The sequence below is a fragment of the Rathayibacter sp. Leaf185 genome, assembly GCF_001423885.1.
Lineage (GTDB): Bacteria > Actinomycetota > Actinomycetes > Actinomycetales > Microbacteriaceae > Rathayibacter.
The window spans coordinates 1226055-1243884 of the sequence record NZ_LMPP01000001.1 but is presented as its reverse complement, the minus strand read 5'-3'; the positions used below and the strand labels follow the sequence as shown (position 1 = coordinate 1243884).

Genomic DNA, 17830 nt, shown 5'->3' with positions numbered 1-17830 from the left:
ATGGCCGGCGAGACGATCATCACCGTGGTGGGCAACCTCACGGCCGACCCCGAGCTGCGCTACACGCAGGGCGGGCTCGCGGTCGCGAACTTCACCATCGCCTCAACGCCCCGCACCTTCGACCGTCAGGCGAACGACTGGAAGGACGGCGAAGCGCTGTTCCTCCGGGCCTCCGTCTGGCGCGAGTTCGCCGAGAACGTCGCCGGAACGCTGACCAAGGGGAGCCGCGTCGTCGCGACCGGCCGCCTGAAGCAGCGCTCGTATGAGACGAAGGAAGGCGAGAAGCGCACCAGCATCGAGCTCGAGATCGACGAGATCGGCCCCTCGCTGCGCTACGCGACCGCACAGGTCACGCGTGCGAGCGGTGGCGGCGGAGCTGGTGGCGGACGCGGCCAGGTCGGCGGCGGTCAGGGCGCGAGCCAGGGCGGCTTCGGCGGCGGCAACCAGGGAGGCTCCGGCGGCAACGCGGGAGGCAACCGCGGTGGCCAGGCCGAGGAGCCGTGGGCCCCGAGCGCACCCGCCGGTGGCGACGTCTGGAGCACGCCGGGCAGCTACAACGACGAGACGCCGTTCTGAGCCTCAGGCTCGGACGCGCCCTCACCTGAATCACGCCTCGATCGCCCTGCGCTGTAGCGCCGGCCGATCAGGGGGCGAACCAGAATCTCAAAGGAAACCACTATGGCTGGAAAGAGCAGCGGCGACCGCCGCAAGCCGATCCGCGGCAAGGGCGCGAAGAACGCGGCCCCCGCGAAGTCGGTCCGCGTGGGCGTCATCGACTACAAGGACGTCCCGACCCTTCGCAAGTTCATCTCGGAGCGCGGGAAGATCCGTGCCCGTCGCATCACCGGCGTCTCCGTCCAGGAGCAGCGCCTCATCGCCCGTGCCGTCAAGAACGCCCGTGAGATGGCGCTCCTGCCCTACGCCGGCAGCGGAAGGTAGGTAACGGTATGTCCAAGGTCATCCTGACCCACGAGGTCGACGGTCTCGGCTCCGCCGGTGACGTCGTCGACGTCAAGAACGGGTACGCCCGCAACTACCTCATCCCGCAGGGCTTCGGCGTCGCGTGGAGCCGCGGTGGCGAGAAGCAGGTCGAGCAGATCAAGACCGCTCGTGCCGCTCGTGAGCACAAGACCATCGAAGAGGCCCAGCACACCAAGCAGGTCCTCGAGGCCAACCGCGTGAAGCTGACGGTCAAGGCCGGCAAGGACGGCCGTCTCTTCGGCTCGGTCAAGACCTCCGACGTCGCGAACGCGGTGGCGGCGGCCGGCTTCGGCGAGCTCGACAAGCGCAAGATCGTGATCGCCAACGCGATCAAGACGGTCGGCGAGCACGAGGCCGTGGTGCGTCTCCGCGACGACATCCAGGCCACCGTGAAGCTGCAGGTGGTCGCGGCCAAGTAAGGCCGCGAGAACGCCGCGAAGGGCGGTGCAGCAGGGCTTCCGGGCCCTGCCGCACCGCCCTTCGTCGTTCCGTTCTCCACAGCTTCATCCACATACACCCTTTCCGGCGGTCAACCTTCAATGTGGTCTGGAGACTCTTTTCCACACACACCTGTGGAGAGCGGGAAAGGCCTGATCAGGGCTACTAAAAAACTTCTGGAACGACCCCGTTCCCACAGGGTTGTCCACATGTTGCCCACAGTGGATGCGGCGTTTCCCGCGAGTTGTCCACAGCGCTCTCCACAGGCCGGTTTGACCCTGGCTCCCGGCGGTCCGTAGGGTGGCGCAGCGCCCCGCGAGGGGAGCGGGACGGGCGTTCGCGTGCGTTGTCGGAGGTCGCTGGTAGACCGGACCCGACAGCATCGCGGAGGCACTCCTCCGCTCTGCGAGGCACCCGACAGGAGGAGGCGAAGGCATGACTATCGCGCACCTGGCGGTACCCGGCTCGGACGGACGAGACGGTCGGGGCGATGCTCCGCGGACCAACGAGCGGACGCCTCCGCACGACCTGCTCGCCGAGCAGTCGGCCCTCGGCGGCATGCTGCTCTCGAAGGACGCCGTCGCCGATGTCGTCGAGAGCGTCAAGGCCAACGACTTCTACATCCCCAAGCACGAGATCGTCTTCGAGGCGATCCTCGCGCTCTACTCGCACGGCGAGCCCACCGACGTCATCGCCGTCACCGACGAGCTCACCAAGCAGGGCGAGCTGCAGCGCGCGGGCGGCGCCGACTACCTGCACTCGCTGACGGCGATGGTGCCGACGGCGGCGAACGCCGGCTACTACGCGTCGATCGTGGCCGAGCGGGCGCTGCTGCGCCGCCTCGTCGAGGCGGGCACGCGCATCGTGCAGATGGGCTACCAGGGCGAGGGCGAGGTCCTCGACCTGGTCAACACCGCCCAGGCCGAGATCTACAACGTCACCGGGTCCGAGACGGCGGAGGACTACGTCCCCCTGACCGACGCGGTGACCGTGGCCATCGACGAGATCGAGGCCGCCGCGCACAAGGACGGCGCCTTCACCGGAGTGCCCACCGGCTTCGCCGACCTCGACGACCTGACCAACGGTTTCCACCCCGGCCAGATGATCATCGTCGCGGCGCGGCCCGCGCTCGGCAAGTCGACGCTCGCGCTCGACTTCGCCCGAGCAGCCGCGATCAAGCACAACATGGCCACGATCTTCTTCTCGCTCGAGATGGGTCGCAGCGAGATCGCGATGCGCCTGCTGTCGGCCGAGGCCTCGGTGCCGCTGCAGCACATGCGCAAGGGCACGGTCGACCAGCGCGACTGGACGACCATCGCCTCCACCCGCGGTCGGATCAACGACGCGCCGCTCTACATCGACGACTCGCCGAACCTCACGCTCGTCGAGATCCGCGCCAAGTGCCGCCGGCTCAAGCAGCGCATCGGGCTCAAGATGGTCGTCATCGACTACCTGCAGCTGATGACCTCGGGCAAGAAGGTCGAGAGCCGCCAGCAGGAGGTCTCGGAGTTCTCACGTGCGCTGAAGCTGCTGGCGAAGGAGCTGCAGGTTCCGGTCATCGCGCTGTCGCAGCTGAACCGAGGGCCTGAGCAGCGCGCCGACAAGCTCCCCGCGATCTCCGACCTCCGCGAGTCGGGATCGATCGAGCAGGACGCCGACATGGTGATCCTCCTGCACCGCGAGAGCGCCTACGAGAAGGACAACCCGCGCGCGGGCGAGGCCGACCTGATCGTGGCGAAGCACCGCAACGGACCGACCCGCACGGTGACCGTGGGCTTCCACGGGCACTTCTCGCGGTTCGCCGACATCCCGGCGGTGTAGCTCCACGCTCGTTCCGTAAGTTGAGGAGACGAACACGTTTCGATGACGTGTAAAAAGTCCCCGTCTTTTTTGACACGTCGGACGAACCTGTCGTTCTTGTTTACACATCGGTGCGGTGTCACTCGGCAGACCGCCGCGAAGTAGTTGGGAATGCTGGCCCAGCGCGGCGTCGTCAGGGACCTCAAGGTCGGTCGCGAGAGGTTGTTCGTCAACGAGAAGTTCCTCTCCGTCCTGACGAGAGACGAGAAGCCGACCGGGGATGTGACGCTGTTCTAGGCACGGCGGGGGAGGAGGAGAGTGGATCCGTCCCGCCCCGCGACTAGCATTTCAGGATGGCTTCGCAGACTCCGATCGACGACGTCCCGCTCGACGGCGAGTCCATCCGTCTCGGTCAGTTCCTCAAGTTCGCGGGGATCCTCGACTCGGGTGGAGAGGTGAAGGAGGCCGTCGCGGAGGGTCTCGTCACCGTGAACGGCGAGGTCGACGATCGTCGCGGGCGGCAGCTGGTCGTCGGCGACGTCGTGGGGTTCCAGGGGCGCAGGTTCCGCGTCTCGGTGTGAGGTGCGCGGTACCGACACGGCGCCTCGTCCCTAGCGGCCGAGGCTCGCCTGCATCATGCCGACGCCGACGCCCCAGATGGCGAGGGCCAGGACGGCACCGAGGAGCGGCATCCACCACGACGTCCTCCTCCGGGCGATGCGGAGGAGCGTCCACACGGTGGCGCCGATGAAGACGACCGGCGGCGCCAGGAGGGCGATGAACCAGCCCACCGTCATGAGCCCGTAGTCGCACTGATCGAAGCAGCCGTCCGAGACCATCGCCAGCAGGAGCGAGACCATCGCGAGCAGCGCGAACCCGATGACGCCCGCCACGAGGAGGACCACCGAGACGGTGACGTCCGCGATCCGCGCACGGGAGGCGGGCGGCCGCATGGGAGCGGCACCCGGCGGTGGAAGGGGCGCCGCAGCATCCGGAGCGGTCATGCTGCGACTGTACCGGCGCGTCGGTTCAGCGGCCGAGCGCATCAACGCTGGATGTTCCGTCGTCCGGACTAGGCCCGGCCGTCGGCAGGGAAAGCTCTCAGGTCGTCGAGTCGCCGTGAGAGCGCGTGACAGGCTCGGAGGACACCGACGTCAGGAGCTCGCATGCAGGTAGGAATCCACTTCATGAACTTCACGCTGCCGGGCGGCAGTGCAGGGATCGCTCCGATCCTCGGGGCCACGGCGAAGACGGCGGAGGACATCGGCTGCGAGTGGTTCACGCTGATGGACCACTACTTCCAGATGGAGCAGTTCGCCACCAGCGAGGACCCGATGCTCGAGGGGTACACCTCGCTCGGCTTCGTCGCGGGGCGCACCGAGCGCCTCCGTCTGGGGCTCCTCGTGACCGGAGTGACGTACCGGCACCCGGGGCTGCTCGCGAAGATCGTCACGACGCTCGACGTGCTGTCGGGCGGGCGGGCGATGCTCGGGATCGGTGCGGCCTGGTACGAGCGCGAGCACCTCGGGCTCGGGGTGCCGTACCCGGCGCTGAAGGAGCGGTTCGAGCGGCTCGAGGAGACGCTGCAGATCTGCCGGCAGATGTGGAGCGAGAACGACGGCCCGTTCGACGGGACGCACTATCAGCTGGCCGAGACGCTGAACCACCCGGAGCCGATCCAGCAGCCCGGCCCGCCGATCCTGATCGGGGGCAGCGGCGAGAAGAAGACGCTGCGGCTGGTCGCCGAGTACGGCGACGCCTGCAACCTGTTCGCGATCGGGGCGGAGGGAATCGCGCACAAGCTCGACGTGCTGCGCGGGCACTGCGACGATCTCGGGCGCGACTACGACTCGATCACGAAGACGATCATCGGCGGCGGCGACCCGATCGGCGACCCCGACGGATTCGTGCGGGCGATGGAGGAGTACGCGGCGCTCGGGATCTCGCTGGTCGAGCTGGCGCCGCAGGGCCCGGACCCCGAGGGGTACGTGGCGCAGCTGGGCGAGAGCGTGATCGGGCGGCTCGCGGCCATCGGCTGACGCGGGGAGCCCATCGGCTGATGCGGGGCGGCCCTGGCGGCGCGGGGAGCGCCTCCGGAACGACCTTCGGCTCGTGAAATCGAGTTCGGCTCGCGGGAATCGGCGGTTTTCGCGAGCCGAACGTGTTTCTGCGAGCCGAAGGTGCCTCGAGTCGGAGGTGCGTCGAGGAGTGGGCAGCGCCGGGGGAACCAGTTCTCGGCGAGGTGCCGCGTTCTGGGCGGTGTCTCGGCGAGAACTGGTTCCGTCGCCGGACGGGTCAGGGGGTGGGTGGGCAGCCGCAGGTCTCGCCGACGACGAGGGTCGTGGGGAGGCGGACGTGGCGCGGAGCCGAGCCGGTGAAGGACTCATCGAGGAGCTCGAAGGCGATGCGGGCCATGTCGCGGACGGGGACGGCGACGGTCGTGACGCGGACGCCTCCGAGGAGCGCCTCGCGGATGCCGTCGAAGCCGACGACCGCCAGCTCGGAGGGGACGTCGATCCGCTCCTGGGACGCGGCACGCAGGAGCGCGAGTGCGTGCTCGTCGGTGGTGGCGAAGACCGCGCGGGGGCGCTCGGTGCGGAGGATGCGGCGCAGCTCCTGCTCGGCGGAGACGCGGTCCATCGGGACGCGGTGCAGGCGGGCGTCGACGGAGCGCCCGGCCTCGGTGACGGCCTCGGCCCAGTAGCGGGCGCGGAGTCCGGACGGGCCGAAGTCATCGGGTCCGGTCACGCAGTGCACGTCGTCGTAGCCGTGCGCGAGCAGGTGCTCGACGGCCGCCCGGGCGCCCTGCGCGTCGTCGAAGACGACACTCGGCTCGGCGTCGGTGGGTGGTGCGGAGTGCATGAAGACGCGGGGGGCGGAGTCGGCGGCGCTCGCCGGGTCGATGGTCACGAGGAGCGTGCCGGCAGTGCGGAGATCGGCGAAGGTGCGCTCGTAGCCGCGCTCCACCTCCGGGTCGTACTCGGTGTTGCCGAGCAGGGTCAGCAGCGAACGGCTGCGCGCCTCGTGCTCGACATGGCGCGCGAGTTCGCCGAAGAAGGCGTTGGAGGAGTCGGGGACGAGCAGGCCCACGAGGCTGGAACGGCCGACACTGAGGGCCTCGGCGAGGGAGTTGCGGCGGTAGCCGAGCTCGGAGATCGCGTCCTCGACGCGGGCGCGCAGTTCGTTCGACACCGGACGCGGGCCGTTGTTGACGACGTAGCTCACGACGGTGGCCGAGGTGCCCGCCGCGCGCGCGACATCGGCGAGGGTCGGGCGCCGGGGCCGGGGGGACATCCGGTCAGCCTAGGACACGGGTCGAGGCGGAGGAGCGGGGTGCGGGAGCATCGCGACAGACCCCCCGAAAGAGTCACTTCTCATCGCGAACCGGCGGAAAGCCGCGGATATCGAACAGGTGTCGGGCTGATGTTCCTGTACCTCGGAACCTGTGGGCGCTTACTCTGCGATCCACTCATCTCGGGTGTACGGGCTCACGCTGACGTGAGCAGATCGCTGGCCTTGCATGCCGCACATGTCCGAACGTCACCCGTCCGATCGCGCCAGTGAGCGCCGGCGGCTAGTGCACCGAGCGAGGGGTGCCGTCGCGGCGACCGCAGGGATCGCCGTCCTCGCCGTCGGCTTCATCGTCGGCTCGCCCGCTCAGGCGGCCACGAAGCCGGACCTCGGCACCGCGGGCGCCTTCTCGGTGCTGGGCGGCTCGACCGTGACCAACACCGGGCAGACCGTGCTGCCGGACGATCTGGGCGTCAGCCCGGGCACGGCCATCACCGGGTTCCCGCCCGGTGTCGTGAACGGGACGACGCACGCCGCGGACGCGGTCGCGATCCAGGCGCAGTCCGACCTCGTCATCGCCTACGACCAGCTCGCCTCCCAGGCGCCCGATGACGACATCGCCGGCGATCTCGTCGGACGGACGTTCCTGCCGGGCGTCTACAAGTCCTCGGGACCGATCGGGATCACCGGAACCGTGACCCTCGATGCGCAGAACGTGCCCGGATCGATCTTCGTCTTCCAGGTGGCGAGCGCTCTGACGACGGCGACCGCCAGCTCGGTCTCGCTCGTCAACGGGGCGCAGGCGTGCAATGTGTTCTGGCAGATCGGCAGCTCGGCGACACTCGGCACCGGCTCGAGCTTCTCGGGCTCGATCCTGGCGCTGGCCTCGATCACCGTGACGACGAGCACCACCGTCGACGGGCGCGCGCTCGCGAGGAACGGTGCGGTGACTCTCGACAACAACCTCTTCCGGACCTCCGCCTGCACGGCGGCGCCGGAGCCGACCGTGACGCCTACCGTGACTCCGACGGTGACGCCGACGGTGACGCCTACTGTCACTCCGACGGTGACGCCGACCGTGACGCCGACGGTCGCTCCGACCGTGACGCCGACGGTCACTCCGACGGTGACGCCTACTGTCACCCCGACCGTGACGCCGACGGTGACGCCTACTGTCACTCCGACGGTGACGCCGACTGTCACGCCGACGGTCACCCCGACGGTCACCCCGACGGTCACCCCGACGGTGACGCCGACGGTCACCCCGACCGTGACGCCGACGGTCACCCCGACGGTGACGCCTACCGTTACCCCGACGGTGACGCCCACGGTCACCCCGACCGTGACGCCTACCGTCACTCCGACGGTGACGCCCACGGTCACCCCGACCGTGACGCCCACTGTCACCCCGACCGTGACGCCTACCGCCACCCCGACGGTGACGCCCACGGTCACCCCGACCGTGACGCCGACGGTCACGCCGACCGTTACTCCGACGGTCACCCCGACGGTGACGCCCACGGTCACCCCGACCGTGACGCCTACCGTCACGCCTACGGTGACGCCTACCGTCACTCCGACCGTGACGCCTACCGTCACGCCGACGGTCACGCCGACCGTGACTCCGACCGTCACGCCCACCGCGACTCCCACGGTCACCCCGACCGCGACGCCCACGGTGACCCCGACGCCGCGGCCCACCGTGACACCGACGGCAACGCCGACGCCGACCGCCACGCCGACCGTGACGCCGACGCCGACCAGCACTCCGACGGCTGTGGCACCCGTGCCGACGACCCGACCCTCCGATTCGCCGTCGCCGACCGTCCCCGTTCGCGGCGGACACGGACCGCAGGGACCGCAGGCGAGTCTCGCCTCGACCGGCACCGACGGCGCGGCGATGGCGATGACGGGCTCGGCCGCTCTCCTGGTCCTGCTCGCCGGCGCGGGGATGCTGCTCCTCGCCCAGCACCGAGGACGTGAGAAGCACCTGAAGAGCTGATCGCAGATCCGACGGAGGCGATGCGCCGGCTCCCCGAGAGGGGGTCCGGCGCATCGCTGCGTGAGGGGGTCCCGTCGAGCGGAAGACCGACGTCCGCAGTGAGGTGGGTCTCGATGCGCCCCTACGGGGCTGCTCGACCAGAAGGTCGGTGCCGGGCCGCTCCCTGCCCTCGCCGAATGTTTCACGTCGTCGTAATAAACGAGCGTGCCACCGAAATACGACGCGACTATGGTCACACGCTAACCGCTTAGACCATCGCGCCGACCACGAGCGCGGGCCCCGACTCCTGGAGCGCCGATGACCGCCACCCTCACCCCGCCGCGCCGCGAGCGCGAGCGCGCGCTCCTGGACGCCGCCCCGCTCGCGGACGCCTCCGTCTCGCGCGTGGTCACGGCCGTCTCGCGCACCGCCTGGGCGCAGGCCGTCGTGCGGGCGACCGCGAGCGCGAGCAACCTCTCGTTCGCGCAGACCCGCATCGCGGTCCTCGGCACCGGACCCCTCGCCTCCGAGCTCGCCACCCGTCTCGGGGCGGTGGGCGCACGCGTGGTCGTCGTCGGCGACGATCCGGTGGCGCTGGTCGAGTTCGCGCAGCGCGGCGTGGCCATCGCGAGCACGGAGGCGCCTCGCCTCGGCGACGCGGTCCTCGCCTTCGCGACGGGGGAGCTCGCCGAGCCCATCACCGCGCGTGCCCTCGGCACCGGCGGTCCCCTCCTCCTCGTCGACGCGGCCGAGACCGAACCGGCGGTCGTCGCGCTCACCGATCCCTCCTCCGGACGCCCCGGTATCGCGCGGCTGACCGAGGCCGACCGCGAGGCCTTCGTGCTCGTCGCGCGCGAGATCGCCGACGGGTCGGCCCGCCGCACCCGCGAGGCCCTCACCGCGAGATTCGCGCGAGCCCTGCACCGGGCCACCGCGGAGGACCCGGCGGCATCGCCCGACGATCTGCACCGCCGCGCCGACCGCGCCCTCGCCGAGGAGCTCCTCCGATGAGCATCCGCGACGCGTCGCTCTGGCAGCAGGGCCGGGACAAGATCGAGTGGGCCTCCCGCTTCATGCCGGTGACCCGCGGAGTCGCCGGGCAGCTGCGCGAGAGCGGCAGCGTGCGGGGTCTGCGCATCGGGCTCGTCCTGGTGCTGGAGCCCAAGACCGCGACCCTGGCGCTGGAGCTCGCCGCGGCGGGCGCCGACGTGAGCGTGATGTGCGGAGCCTCCAACACCCACGACGACACGGCTGCGGCACTGCAGCATGCCGGGATCGCCGTCTTCGCGCGCTCCGACGCGACCGCCGCCGACGACCGCGGTTTCGCGCTCGCGCTGCTCGATCAGCAGCTCGACATCCTCGTCGACGACGGCTCCTCCGTGACCCGGCTCGCGCACACCGACCGGCCCGCCGTGTTCGACAGACTGCGCGGGGCGACGGAGGAGACCACCAGCGGTCTCCGTCCCCTCCGGGTGATGGAGCGCGAGGGCGCGCTGCGCATCCCCGTGCTCGCGGTCAACGACGCGCGCTGCAAGACGCTGTTCGACAACCGGCACGGCACGGGGCAGTCGACGCTCCTCACGATGCTCGATCTCCTGGCGACTCCGCTCGACCGCGCTCACGTCGTCGTCGCGGGCTTCGGGCCGGTGGGCCGCGGAGTCGCGCAGCACGCCCGCGCGCTCGGCGCCCGGGTGACGATCTCGGAGGTCGACTCGGTGCGCGCCCTCGAGGCCGTCTTCGCCGGCTACGACGTCGACACCCTCGAGAGCGCTGCCTCGACGGCGGATCTGCTGATCTCGGCGACCGGGATCGCGCACACGATCGACGTCGAGCACCTCCTGGCGCTGCCCGAGGGTGCGGCCGTGGCCGTCTCGGGCGGCGTCGCTCAGGAGATCGCGATCGACGCGGCGCTCGCCGCGGGCGCGACCCGCGAGAGCATCGGGCACGCGCTCGAGAGCTTCCGGCTGCCGAACGGCCGCTCGATCGTCGTCCTCGACGACGGCGGCTGCATCAACTGCACGGCCGGCGAGGGCAACCCGATCGAGATCATGGATCTGTCGTTCGGGGTGCAGGCCGCCGCGATCGACGTGCTGGCGCGCGAGTCGGGGAGCTTGGCGCCCGCGGTGCACCTGCTGCCTCCCGAGGTCGACGACCGCGTCGCGCGCATCAAGCTGGCGTCGCTCGGCGTCGCGATCGACCGCCCGAGCGTCGCGCAGCAGGAGTTCCTCGGCAGCTGGACGTCGACCGGCCGCCGCGCCGCTCCGCAGCGGGACGGAGCGCGCTCGTGACCGAGCTGCTCCGCCTCGAGGGCGTCGGGGTGACCTACCGCAACGCCCAGCGGCCGTCGCTGGTCGACGCGACGTTCTCGGTGTCGAGCGGCGAGATCGTGCTGGTCGCCGGCCCCTCCGGCTGCGGCAAGAGCACCCTGCTGCGCGTGCTCAACGGTCTGGTCCCGCGCTCGTACCGGGGCGAGGTGACCGGCCGCATCGAGATCGAGGGGCGCGAGGCGACTCCGCTCGCGCTGCGCGACATCTCGGAGGTGGTGGGCACCCTCCTCCAGGACCCGTCGAAGCAGGTGGTGGGCCACAGCGTGCTCGCCGAGATCGCGTTCGGCCTCGAGAACCGCGGGACCGCGCCCGCGGAGATCCGCGAACGCGCCCACCGTGTCGCCGAGCGGCTCGGGCTGACTCCCCTCTTGCAGACTCCGCCGCACGAGCTCTCGGGCGGGCAGCTGCAGCTGGTCGCCTTCGCAGGGATCCTGGTGCTCGAGCCGCGCGTGATCGTGATCGACGAGCCGCTGGCGAACCTCGATCCCGACGCGGCCGACGTGCTGCTGCGGGCGGTGCGCGACTACGTCGACGGAGGCGGTGCCGCCGTGATCGTCGAGCACCGGGTCGACGAGGTGCTCGCGCTCGCTCCCGACCGGGTGGTGTACCTCGAGGAGGGGCGGGTCGTCTTCTCGGGCGACGTCGCCGGGTTCCTCGAGGTGGCGTCTCCGGAGTCGGTGAAGCTGCCGTTCTCGGCGCTCCTCGCGCGCGATCACGGCGCGGAGGAGGCGGTGGGCGAGACCGCGCCGACTCTGCCGGGCGACGTCGCGCGCCTCCACTTCGAGGGCGCGGAGCTCGGCTACGGCGCCCGCACCATCGTCGCCGCCGTCGACCGCCGCTTCGAGGCGGGCGAGCGCGTCGCAATCCTCGGCCGGAACGGCGCGGGCAAGTCGACGCTGATGCGCGCCGCCGTCGGGCTGGTCGCCCCGCGCCGCGGCCGCGTGCTGATCGACGCGCGGCCGGTGCACGAGCTGAGCGCGGCCGAGCTCGTCTCGACCTGCGGCTACCTCTTTCAGAACCCCGGGCAGGCGCTCTTCAGCGAGTCGGTCGAGGCCGAGCTCGCCTTCGGTCCCCGCAATCTCGGGGTCCCGGAGGAGGAGATCCCGGCGATCGCGGCCGCCGCACTGCGTGCCGTCTCGCTCGACGACGTGCCCGACATCCTCACGCGCCCCCCGCGCACGCTCTCGTTCGGGCAGCAGCGCCGGCTCGCCGTTGCACTCGCGCTCACACTGCAGCCGCGGACGCTCATCCTCGACGAGCCGACGGCCGGGCAGGACGAGAGGTCGTCGCGCCACTTCCTCGACGCCGTCTGGGCGATCGACGGGATCGACAGCGTGTACTTCATCACCCACGACATCGACATGGCGCTCGCGCGGGCCGACCGCATCGTGGTCGTCGACGGCGGCGGGATCATCGCGGACGCGACTCCGGCCGAGATCGTGAACGACTCCGGCCTCTGGCACGTGCCGGGCGCCGAGGCGGAGCAGCCCCGTGCGGTGCTCCGCGAGACCGACTTCGTGCGCGCCGCCCGGCGCCACGGACCCCCGAGCGGACGCCTCCCCCGCCCGCTCGACCTCGCTCGGCGCCTCCGCCGTGCCGAGGAGACCCCCCTCGAAAGGACGCACCCGTGACCGCCTCCTCCACGACCGCCTCGAAGACGGGCCCCTGGGCCGTCTCGTCGCGCACCATCGTCTTCGGTGCCGTCGGCGCCGCCCTCTACGGCGCACTCGGCGCCCTGAGCTTCGTGATCCCCGGCACGATGATCTCGATCCGGCCCGCGATCGCGATCATCCCCTTCGTGGGCCTGCGCTTCGGACCGGTCGCCGGCTTCTTCACCGGCGCCGTCGGCAACGCGATCGTCGACCAGATCATGGGATACGGGTTCCTCACCTACTGGAACTGGAGCATCGCGAACGGTCTCGTCGGCCTGCTCGCGGGCCTGATCGGCTACTACGCGAAGGAGCCGCGCACCACCGGCCGTCAGGTCGTCTGGGCCGCCGCGATCGCGGTCAGTGCCGTCGTCGTGGGCCTGCTCTTCACGATCACCGACTGGGTGCTCCTCGGCCAGACCTTCGAGTACTGGTTCTTCGGCTCCTACCTGCTCGCGATCCTCGCGACCGGCATCACCGCGGTGATCCTCGTCCCCGTGCTCGATCGGGTCTGGAAGCCGCTCCAGAACCTCGCCGGACGCTGACGGGCGCGCGAGATGGAGGTATCGCCTCGATATCTCGGCGGTGACTCCTTCCTCGGGCGCCGGGATCCGCGCGTGCTGATCCTGGTCCCGGTGATGTTCGTCATCGCCGCGAGCCAGGTGCGCGATCTGCGGTGGATGGCGGCGCTGCTCGTCGTAGCGCTGGCGTACTACTTCAGCGCGCGGATCCCGTTCCGCGAGGTCCGGACGAACTGGGCGGTCGTCGCCGTGTTCGTCGTGGTCTTCGCGGGGATCAACGGACTGATCGTCGGAGCCACGAGCCCGGGCGATCCCGGCGCGACCCTGCTCACCGTGCCGCTGATCGGGCTGCCGATCACGGAGGGGGCGGTGTCGTACGCGGTGAACCTGCTGCTGCGCTTCATCACCCTGGTCGCGGTCGGCTTCCCGCTGGCGTTCGCGATCCGCCCGGGCGATCTGGCGGTCGCGTTCGCGCGGCTCGGGCTGCCGGCGCGCTTCGCGTACGGCATCGACCTCACCTTCAAGTTCCTGCCGAGCGCGGCGGCGAACCTGCAGGAGACGGCCGCGGCGCAGCGCCTGCGCGGCTACGAGCGGTCGGCGACGCGGAATCCGGTGCGACGCCTCCGCGAGATCGCGCCGCTGATGGTGCCGGTGACGATCACCTCGTTCGTCGATGCCGAGGACACGGTCGACGCGCTCGACCTGCGCGGCTTCGGCACGGCCAAGCGCACGTGGCTGCGCGAGATCCGGTACACCCCGACCGACTGGGTCGTCACCGGAGGCGCGGTGCTGCTGGCCGCGGCCGCGAGCGTCGCGAGCATCGCCGGCGTCATGCCCTCGGCGTGGCTGCCGTGAGCGCGGTGCTGCACCTTGCTCCGTGGGTGGTGCCCGTGCTCGGCGAGCCGATCCACCGCGGAGGCGTGCTCGTGCGCGGAGAGCGGATCGTCGCGGTCGGCACGGGCGACGAGCTGCGCGCGCTCGACCCCGACGCGACGGTGACGGAGTGGGACGGCGCGATCGTGCCGGGCCTCGTCAACGCGCACTCGCACCTCCAGTACACCTGCATGGCGTCGGTGGGCGCCGGGCGCTACGACGGCTTCGAGGACTGGTCGCGCGCGTTCCAGATCGTCTACGAGCAGCCGCACGACTGGGGCGCCTCGGCCGCCGACGGCCTCGAGATCGCGGTCTCGACCGGCACCACGGCCATCGCCGACATCGTCACCGACCTCGGCGCGCTGGGCGTGCTCGAGGCGGGCGGGGTGCACGGGATCGCCTACTGGGAGCTGATGAGCCTCCTCGAGGACGACTGGCGGGGGAGCGGGCGCGCGATCACCGCGGAGCTGGTGCGCACCTCCGGAGTCACCCGCATCGGCCTCTCGCCGCACGCGCCGTACTCGCTCGACACGCCTGTCTTGAGTGACCTGACCCCGCTGTCGCAGGAGCTCGGCGTGCGCCGGCACCTGCACCTCGCCGAGTCGGCGTGGGAGGCGGAGTACACGATGCACGGCCGCGGTGACCTCGCTGAGCAGTGGCGGCGCTGGGGCTACGACGGCTTCCACCTGCTGCGCAACGGCGGCAGCGCCCTGCGGCCGGTCGCCTACGCCGAGACGATCGGTGCGCTGGGCGACGATGTGCACATCGCGCACGGGATCTACGTCGACGCGGACGACCGGGCGACGCTGCGGCGCACCGGCACCTCGGTCGCGCTCTGTCCGCGCTCGAACGCGGTGATCGGCCTCGACGAGGCTCCGGTCGCCGACTACCTGCGCGAGGGCAACGCGATCGCGGTGGGCACGGACTCGCTGTCATCGACTCCGTCACTCGACCTGCTGGGCGACGTGGCGGAGTTGTACCGGATCGCGCGCTCGCAGGGGTACGCAGAGCACGATCTGCACCGGCGGCTGCTGACGGCGGCGACGCTCGGCGGGGCCGTGGCGATGGGGGAGGCGGAGTCGTTCGGCACGCTGGTGCCGGGACTGCTGGCCGACTTCGCGGTGCTGGGTGTCTCCGGTGCTGCTCCTGACGACGTGGTCGCCGCGATCGTCGAATCCGGCGAGGGAACCGCCCTCGCCACGATCATCTCGGGGGAGATCCGATGGCAGAGCTGATGAACGAGCTGGTCGACCGGCTGAGCGTCGACGGACGGGTGCTCGAGCGCGTACGCCGGCCCGAGCTCGCGGTGTCGATGGGGCTGGAGCCGCATCCGGAGGGCGGCTGGTATCGGCGGACGTGGACGTCGCCCGAGCGGGTGACGCTTCGTGACCCGGACGGCTCCTCGCGCGAGCGTCCGGCCGCGACGCTGATCGTCTTCCTGCTGCCGGCGGGAGAGTGCTCGGCCTGGCACCGGGTGTCGTCGGCCGAGACGTGGATCTGGAACGGGCCCGGACGGGTGGCGCTGCAGTACGGCGGCCTCGGAGCGGAGCCGGTGGACGGCGAGACGGTGGTGCTGGGGTCGGCTGTGGAGGGGCTGCCGGTGCAGGCGCTCGTGCCGGCGGACGTGTGGCAGCGGACGCTGCCGTCGGCGGAGGACGCGGTGGTGAGCTGCATGGTGTCGCCGGGGTTCGACTTCGCCGACTTCTCAATGCCGGAGTGACGGCTCAGCTAAACGATGGAACCAGTTCCGACGGTCGATGGGTACGACGCTGTGCAGGTCTCGACCAGTGATCGCATCCGACGCTGTGACCGACTTGATCAGCTAACACGGTGAGGTCGGGAAGGACCTCGGCGGGCAGCTGCAGCCATAACTGGAAGTTTCATCCACAACGCCACACGCCTCAACCCGTCCGCTTAGAACGCACGCAACCTCAGGTGTCGTGGGCCAGGTTTCCCGGCCGGGCCGTCTCAGTCCCGGCTCGATCGTCGATAGGCGCGGCTTTGGCCCGTTCGGGTGTGCCGCAGGCGAAGAGGCGCGAGGGTCAGCATCAACAGCGCCGCGCTTAGGACCAGCCACAGACCGAAGTGCACATTCGGTACTGCGAGACCCCCGACGATGAGAGCGGCGATCGACAGGGCCAAGCGCGAGGAGTTCATGACCAAAAGATGCGGCACGCTCCGACGTACGCGGACGACCGTGTCCGACGGAATGTTGAGCGCCTGCCGGACCGTCGGCGACACCCAGACGCGGAGGTGCGCGGGGGTCCTTAGCCGGGACTCGACGTGCGCCGACGGCGTGGACGCACGCACCTGCTGGCCAGTAGTCTCGGAGAACTGCTCCTCCATCCTGGCTCTGGTGAGTTCACTCTGTAGAAGCACCCGCGCGTGCACGCTTCGCGTCCCCCAGGTGACGACGACGGTCCCGCCCGATTCCACTCCGATGAAGTCGAGAGCTCCGGGATCGACCCGGATAACGGGTCGTCCCTCGTCGCCGACCAAGGCCTCAGTAGCTCGAAGAGCCATAGCCGGAGCGCCGAAGAGCCATTCGCCGGCGGTTCGGAAAGGAGTGAGCAGCCTCTCCGCCCAGTTGGCGGGCGCCGCCCGCATGCTCTGCACCTGAATGTCGCGTGCCTTGTCGTAGGCGAACAGGGTTCGGGCGGCGTAAGCGACCCTTATATTATCATCTGAAACGGACTTTCTGGCGACAACTCGGACAGGACCGACCACTCCCTCACTGATCAGCAGCGCCCACTTCCCGATATCAGTAGCGACGGCTATCGGGACGTGTATGACATCGCTGTCCGGAAGGTCCTCTGAAGCTCCGTTCTCCCGCTTGAAGGGACGGATGTATTCAATCTCGACGGCCAGAGGCCGCTGGGTTGGGTCGAGTTCAGGGTAAAGTTTCTTCAGCCTCCGATATGCCTGCGGACTAATGGTTGCGTCATTCGTATCCTCGAAAAATACCCAGACGGACACTTCGGCAAGACCTGCGTAAAGAGTCCCCTGAGCCATGTTGACGGAGGCCGCCGCGCCGCTGTAACGCTTCGGTATCGTGACGGAAGTGACGCCACGTGATTGCGTCGATGTCGTTAAGAGCCCGCTCCATCTGACGGAGCGCTCGGGTCGTGCATTAATCAGGGACCCGTTCCAACCAAGTCCTAGGGTGAGCGGATCAGGGATGTTATCGGATTGGCTAGGATCCAGCGTCAGTCCGGCTCGCACTCGGTCGAGGTAAGCCGCGGACGGTGGCGACATCTCGAGCAATCGCGAGGTTGTCAGCGTGTAGGCGGGTCGCGAGTCAGGACCGTCGGGCAAGCGCAGAAGCGCATTGTATTTTCCTTTGTATCCGTCGCTGTCCAATCCGACCGGCAATGGGGCCCATGCTCCGATTGAAATATCCAGTGTATTGATTGGATCGGGGATTTGATCGAGGCCGTTCTCGCGCCCGGCGATCTGGAACATTTGACGCACACTGATGAGGTAGGAGCGTCCTCTCGCCCGTTTAGATCCGGTAGCGCCGGTAAGAGACACGAAAGCGACAGGGCCCTTCCATGTCTTCGAGGCGCCGGCAAAATACAGTTCGTGCGGAATGTCGACCCATTCGGATGGAAGGTTCACACCTTCCAATTCCTCGGTGGCGTGCGCCAAGTGGCGTTCGCCGGTCGGATCGGTGAGATAGTGCCGCATCCCGGACAGCTCCATATTCGAGCCGTAGGCGACGTACCAAACTGGATCATCTAGCTGCATGGCGAAAGGGTACCCGCATCACGCAACTCCTCCTGGGTGTGGGGCCAGCTCGAAGGTTTGTGCTGGCCTGGACAGGTGATCATGGGGCGTCCCCACCTCAGCTGACCCGCGATCAGCGTCGGACCTTGCGCACCCTGGGTGGTATCGCCAGCTGAGACGTCGAATAGAACTCGTCCGATGGCGTGGCCGGCGATCTCCTTTGGGTAGCACGGTCGATGCCCT

Annotated in this window: 18 protein-coding genes; 15 read left to right on the top strand and 3 right to left on the bottom strand. The window is 69.8% G+C overall.

The features are described from left to right. The 6 genes from ASG06_RS05990 (at nt 1) to ASG06_RS05970 (ending at nt 3800) form a co-directional block, all read left to right on the top strand. A complete protein-coding gene (locus ASG06_RS05990) occupies nt 1-576 on the top strand; it encodes a single-stranded DNA-binding protein (protein WP_056039814.1) in 576 nt (191 codons plus the stop codon). Nucleotides 577-678: 102 nt separating this feature from the next. Next, a complete protein-coding gene (rpsR, locus tag ASG06_RS05985; protein ID WP_056039813.1) occupies nt 679-939 on the top strand; it encodes a 30S ribosomal protein S18 in 261 nt (86 codons plus the stop codon). 8 nt (nt 940-947) lie between these two features. Next, complete coding sequence (gene rplI / locus ASG06_RS05980) at nt 948-1400, top strand: 50S ribosomal protein L9 (RefSeq protein ID WP_056039811.1); 453 nt, start codon at nt 948-950, stop codon at nt 1398-1400. Between the two features lie 454 nt (nt 1401-1854). Next, nucleotides 1855-3240: a replicative DNA helicase gene (gene dnaB, locus ASG06_RS05975; protein ID WP_056039808.1), complete on the top strand. Its 1386-nt coding sequence runs from the start codon at nt 1855-1857 to the stop codon at nt 3238-3240. 150 nt (nt 3241-3390) lie between these two features. Next, nucleotides 3391-3516 carry a hypothetical protein gene (locus tag ASG06_RS20585; RefSeq protein ID WP_268788309.1) on the top strand — a complete coding sequence of 42 codons (126 nt, stop codon included), beginning with the start codon at nt 3391-3393 and terminating at the stop codon, nt 3514-3516. A 56-nt stretch (nt 3517-3572) separates the two neighbouring features. Beyond that, nucleotides 3573-3800: an RNA-binding S4 domain-containing protein gene (locus ASG06_RS05970; RefSeq protein ID WP_056039806.1), complete on the top strand. Its 228-nt coding sequence runs from the start codon at nt 3573-3575 to the stop codon at nt 3798-3800. Between the two features lie 30 nt (nt 3801-3830). Here the strand turns inward: ASG06_RS05970 and ASG06_RS05965 are convergent, their stop codons facing one another. Further along, nucleotides 3831-4265 carry a DUF6264 family protein gene (locus tag ASG06_RS05965; RefSeq protein WP_231727625.1) on the bottom strand — a complete coding sequence of 145 codons (435 nt, stop codon included), beginning with the start codon at nt 4263-4265 and terminating at the stop codon, nt 3831-3833. A 120-nt stretch (nt 4266-4385) separates the two neighbouring features. Between ASG06_RS05965 and ASG06_RS05960 the strand changes: the two genes are divergently transcribed. After that, nucleotides 4386-5258 (top strand): LLM class F420-dependent oxidoreductase, encoded by an 873-nt coding sequence (locus ASG06_RS05960; RefSeq protein ID WP_056039802.1) that lies wholly within the window; start codon nt 4386-4388, stop codon nt 5256-5258. Between the two features lie 256 nt (nt 5259-5514). Here the strand turns inward: ASG06_RS05960 and ASG06_RS05955 are convergent, their stop codons facing one another. Then, the gene (locus ASG06_RS05955; RefSeq protein ID WP_056039800.1) at nt 5515-6513 is read right to left on the bottom strand and encodes a LacI family DNA-binding transcriptional regulator; all 999 of its coding nucleotides are present in this window, start codon (nt 6511-6513) and stop codon (nt 5515-5517) included. A gap of 235 nt (nt 6514-6748) precedes the next feature. Between ASG06_RS05955 and ASG06_RS20465 the strand changes: the two genes are divergently transcribed. The 8 genes from ASG06_RS20465 (at nt 6749) to ASG06_RS05915 (ending at nt 15581) form a co-directional block, all read left to right on the top strand. Then, nucleotides 6749-8512 (top strand): ice-binding family protein, encoded by a 1764-nt coding sequence (locus ASG06_RS20465; RefSeq protein WP_231727624.1) that lies wholly within the window; start codon nt 6749-6751, stop codon nt 8510-8512. 297 nt (nt 8513-8809) lie between these two features. Further along, nucleotides 8810-9502 carry a hypothetical protein gene (locus tag ASG06_RS05945; RefSeq protein ID WP_056039795.1) on the top strand — a complete coding sequence of 231 codons (693 nt, stop codon included), beginning with the start codon at nt 8810-8812 and terminating at the stop codon, nt 9500-9502. Continuing rightward, nucleotides 9499-10779, top strand: a complete 1281-nt coding sequence (locus tag ASG06_RS05940) for an adenosylhomocysteinase (RefSeq protein ID WP_056039792.1) — start codon at nt 9499-9501, stop codon at nt 10777-10779. The genes ASG06_RS05945 and ASG06_RS05940 overlap by 4 nt, the downstream gene beginning before the upstream one ends. Then, the gene (locus tag ASG06_RS05935; RefSeq protein ID WP_056039791.1) at nt 10776-12449 is read left to right on the top strand and encodes an ABC transporter ATP-binding protein; all 1674 of its coding nucleotides are present in this window, start codon (nt 10776-10778) and stop codon (nt 12447-12449) included. The genes ASG06_RS05940 and ASG06_RS05935 overlap by 4 nt, the downstream gene beginning before the upstream one ends. After that, nucleotides 12446-13012, top strand: coding sequence for an ECF transporter S component (locus ASG06_RS19880; protein WP_056039789.1), 567 nt, complete (start codon nt 12446-12448; stop codon nt 13010-13012). Before ASG06_RS05935 ends, ASG06_RS19880 begins: the two co-directional genes overlap by 4 nt. A gap of 72 nt (nt 13013-13084) precedes the next feature. Beyond that, nucleotides 13085-13843: an energy-coupling factor transporter transmembrane component T family protein gene (locus ASG06_RS05925; protein WP_056039786.1), complete on the top strand. Its 759-nt coding sequence runs from the start codon at nt 13085-13087 to the stop codon at nt 13841-13843. Beyond that, nucleotides 13831-15096, top strand: coding sequence for an amidohydrolase family protein (locus tag ASG06_RS05920; protein ID WP_231727623.1), 1266 nt, complete (start codon nt 13831-13833; stop codon nt 15094-15096). The genes ASG06_RS05925 and ASG06_RS05920 overlap by 13 nt, the downstream gene beginning before the upstream one ends. Continuing rightward, nucleotides 15084-15581, top strand: a complete 498-nt coding sequence (locus ASG06_RS05915; RefSeq protein ID WP_231727622.1) for a cupin domain-containing protein — start codon at nt 15084-15086, stop codon at nt 15579-15581. Before ASG06_RS05920 ends, ASG06_RS05915 begins: the two co-directional genes overlap by 13 nt. Nucleotides 15582-15829: 248 nt before the next feature. Here the strand turns inward: ASG06_RS05915 and ASG06_RS19875 are convergent, their stop codons facing one another. Beyond that, on the bottom strand, nt 15830-17608 hold the full coding sequence (locus tag ASG06_RS19875) for a hypothetical protein (RefSeq protein WP_156465876.1): 1779 nt from the start codon (nt 17606-17608) through the stop codon (nt 15830-15832). Between the last annotated feature and the right edge of the window lie 222 nt (nt 17609-17830).

Excerpts from the sequence above, each read along its gene's own strand:
- ASG06_RS05990 (WP_056039814.1), top strand. The coding sequence starts at position 1 with ATGGCCGGCGAGACGATCATCACCGTGGTGGGCAACCTCACGGCCGAC.
- rpsR (WP_056039813.1), top strand. The coding sequence starts at position 679 with ATGGCTGGAAAGAGCAGCGGCGACCGCCGCAAGCCGATCCGCGGCAAG.
- rplI (WP_056039811.1), top strand. The coding sequence starts at position 948 with ATGTCCAAGGTCATCCTGACCCACGAGGTCGACGGTCTCGGCTCCGCC.
- dnaB (WP_056039808.1), top strand. The coding sequence starts at position 1,855 with ATGACTATCGCGCACCTGGCGGTACCCGGCTCGGACGGACGAGACGGT.
- ASG06_RS20585 (WP_268788309.1), top strand. The coding sequence starts at position 3,391 with ATGCTGGCCCAGCGCGGCGTCGTCAGGGACCTCAAGGTCGGTCGCGAG.
- ASG06_RS05970 (WP_056039806.1), top strand. The coding sequence starts at position 3,573 with ATGGCTTCGCAGACTCCGATCGACGACGTCCCGCTCGACGGCGAGTCC.
- ASG06_RS05965 (WP_231727625.1), bottom strand. The coding sequence starts at position 4,265 with ATGCGCTCGGCCGCTGAACCGACGCGCCGGTACAGTCGCAGCATGACC.
- ASG06_RS05960 (WP_056039802.1), top strand. The coding sequence starts at position 4,386 with ATGCAGGTAGGAATCCACTTCATGAACTTCACGCTGCCGGGCGGCAGT.
- ASG06_RS05955 (WP_056039800.1), bottom strand. The coding sequence starts at position 6,513 with ATGTCCCCCCGGCCCCGGCGCCCGACCCTCGCCGATGTCGCGCGCGCG.
- ASG06_RS20465 (WP_231727624.1), top strand. The coding sequence starts at position 6,749 with ATGTCCGAACGTCACCCGTCCGATCGCGCCAGTGAGCGCCGGCGGCTA.
- ASG06_RS05945 (WP_056039795.1), top strand. The coding sequence starts at position 8,810 with ATGACCGCCACCCTCACCCCGCCGCGCCGCGAGCGCGAGCGCGCGCTC.
- ASG06_RS05940 (WP_056039792.1), top strand. The coding sequence starts at position 9,499 with ATGAGCATCCGCGACGCGTCGCTCTGGCAGCAGGGCCGGGACAAGATC.
- ASG06_RS05915 (WP_231727622.1), top strand. The coding sequence starts at position 15,084 with ATGGCAGAGCTGATGAACGAGCTGGTCGACCGGCTGAGCGTCGACGGA.
- ASG06_RS19875 (WP_156465876.1), bottom strand. The coding sequence starts at position 17,608 with ATGCAGCTAGATGATCCAGTTTGGTACGTCGCCTACGGCTCGAATATG.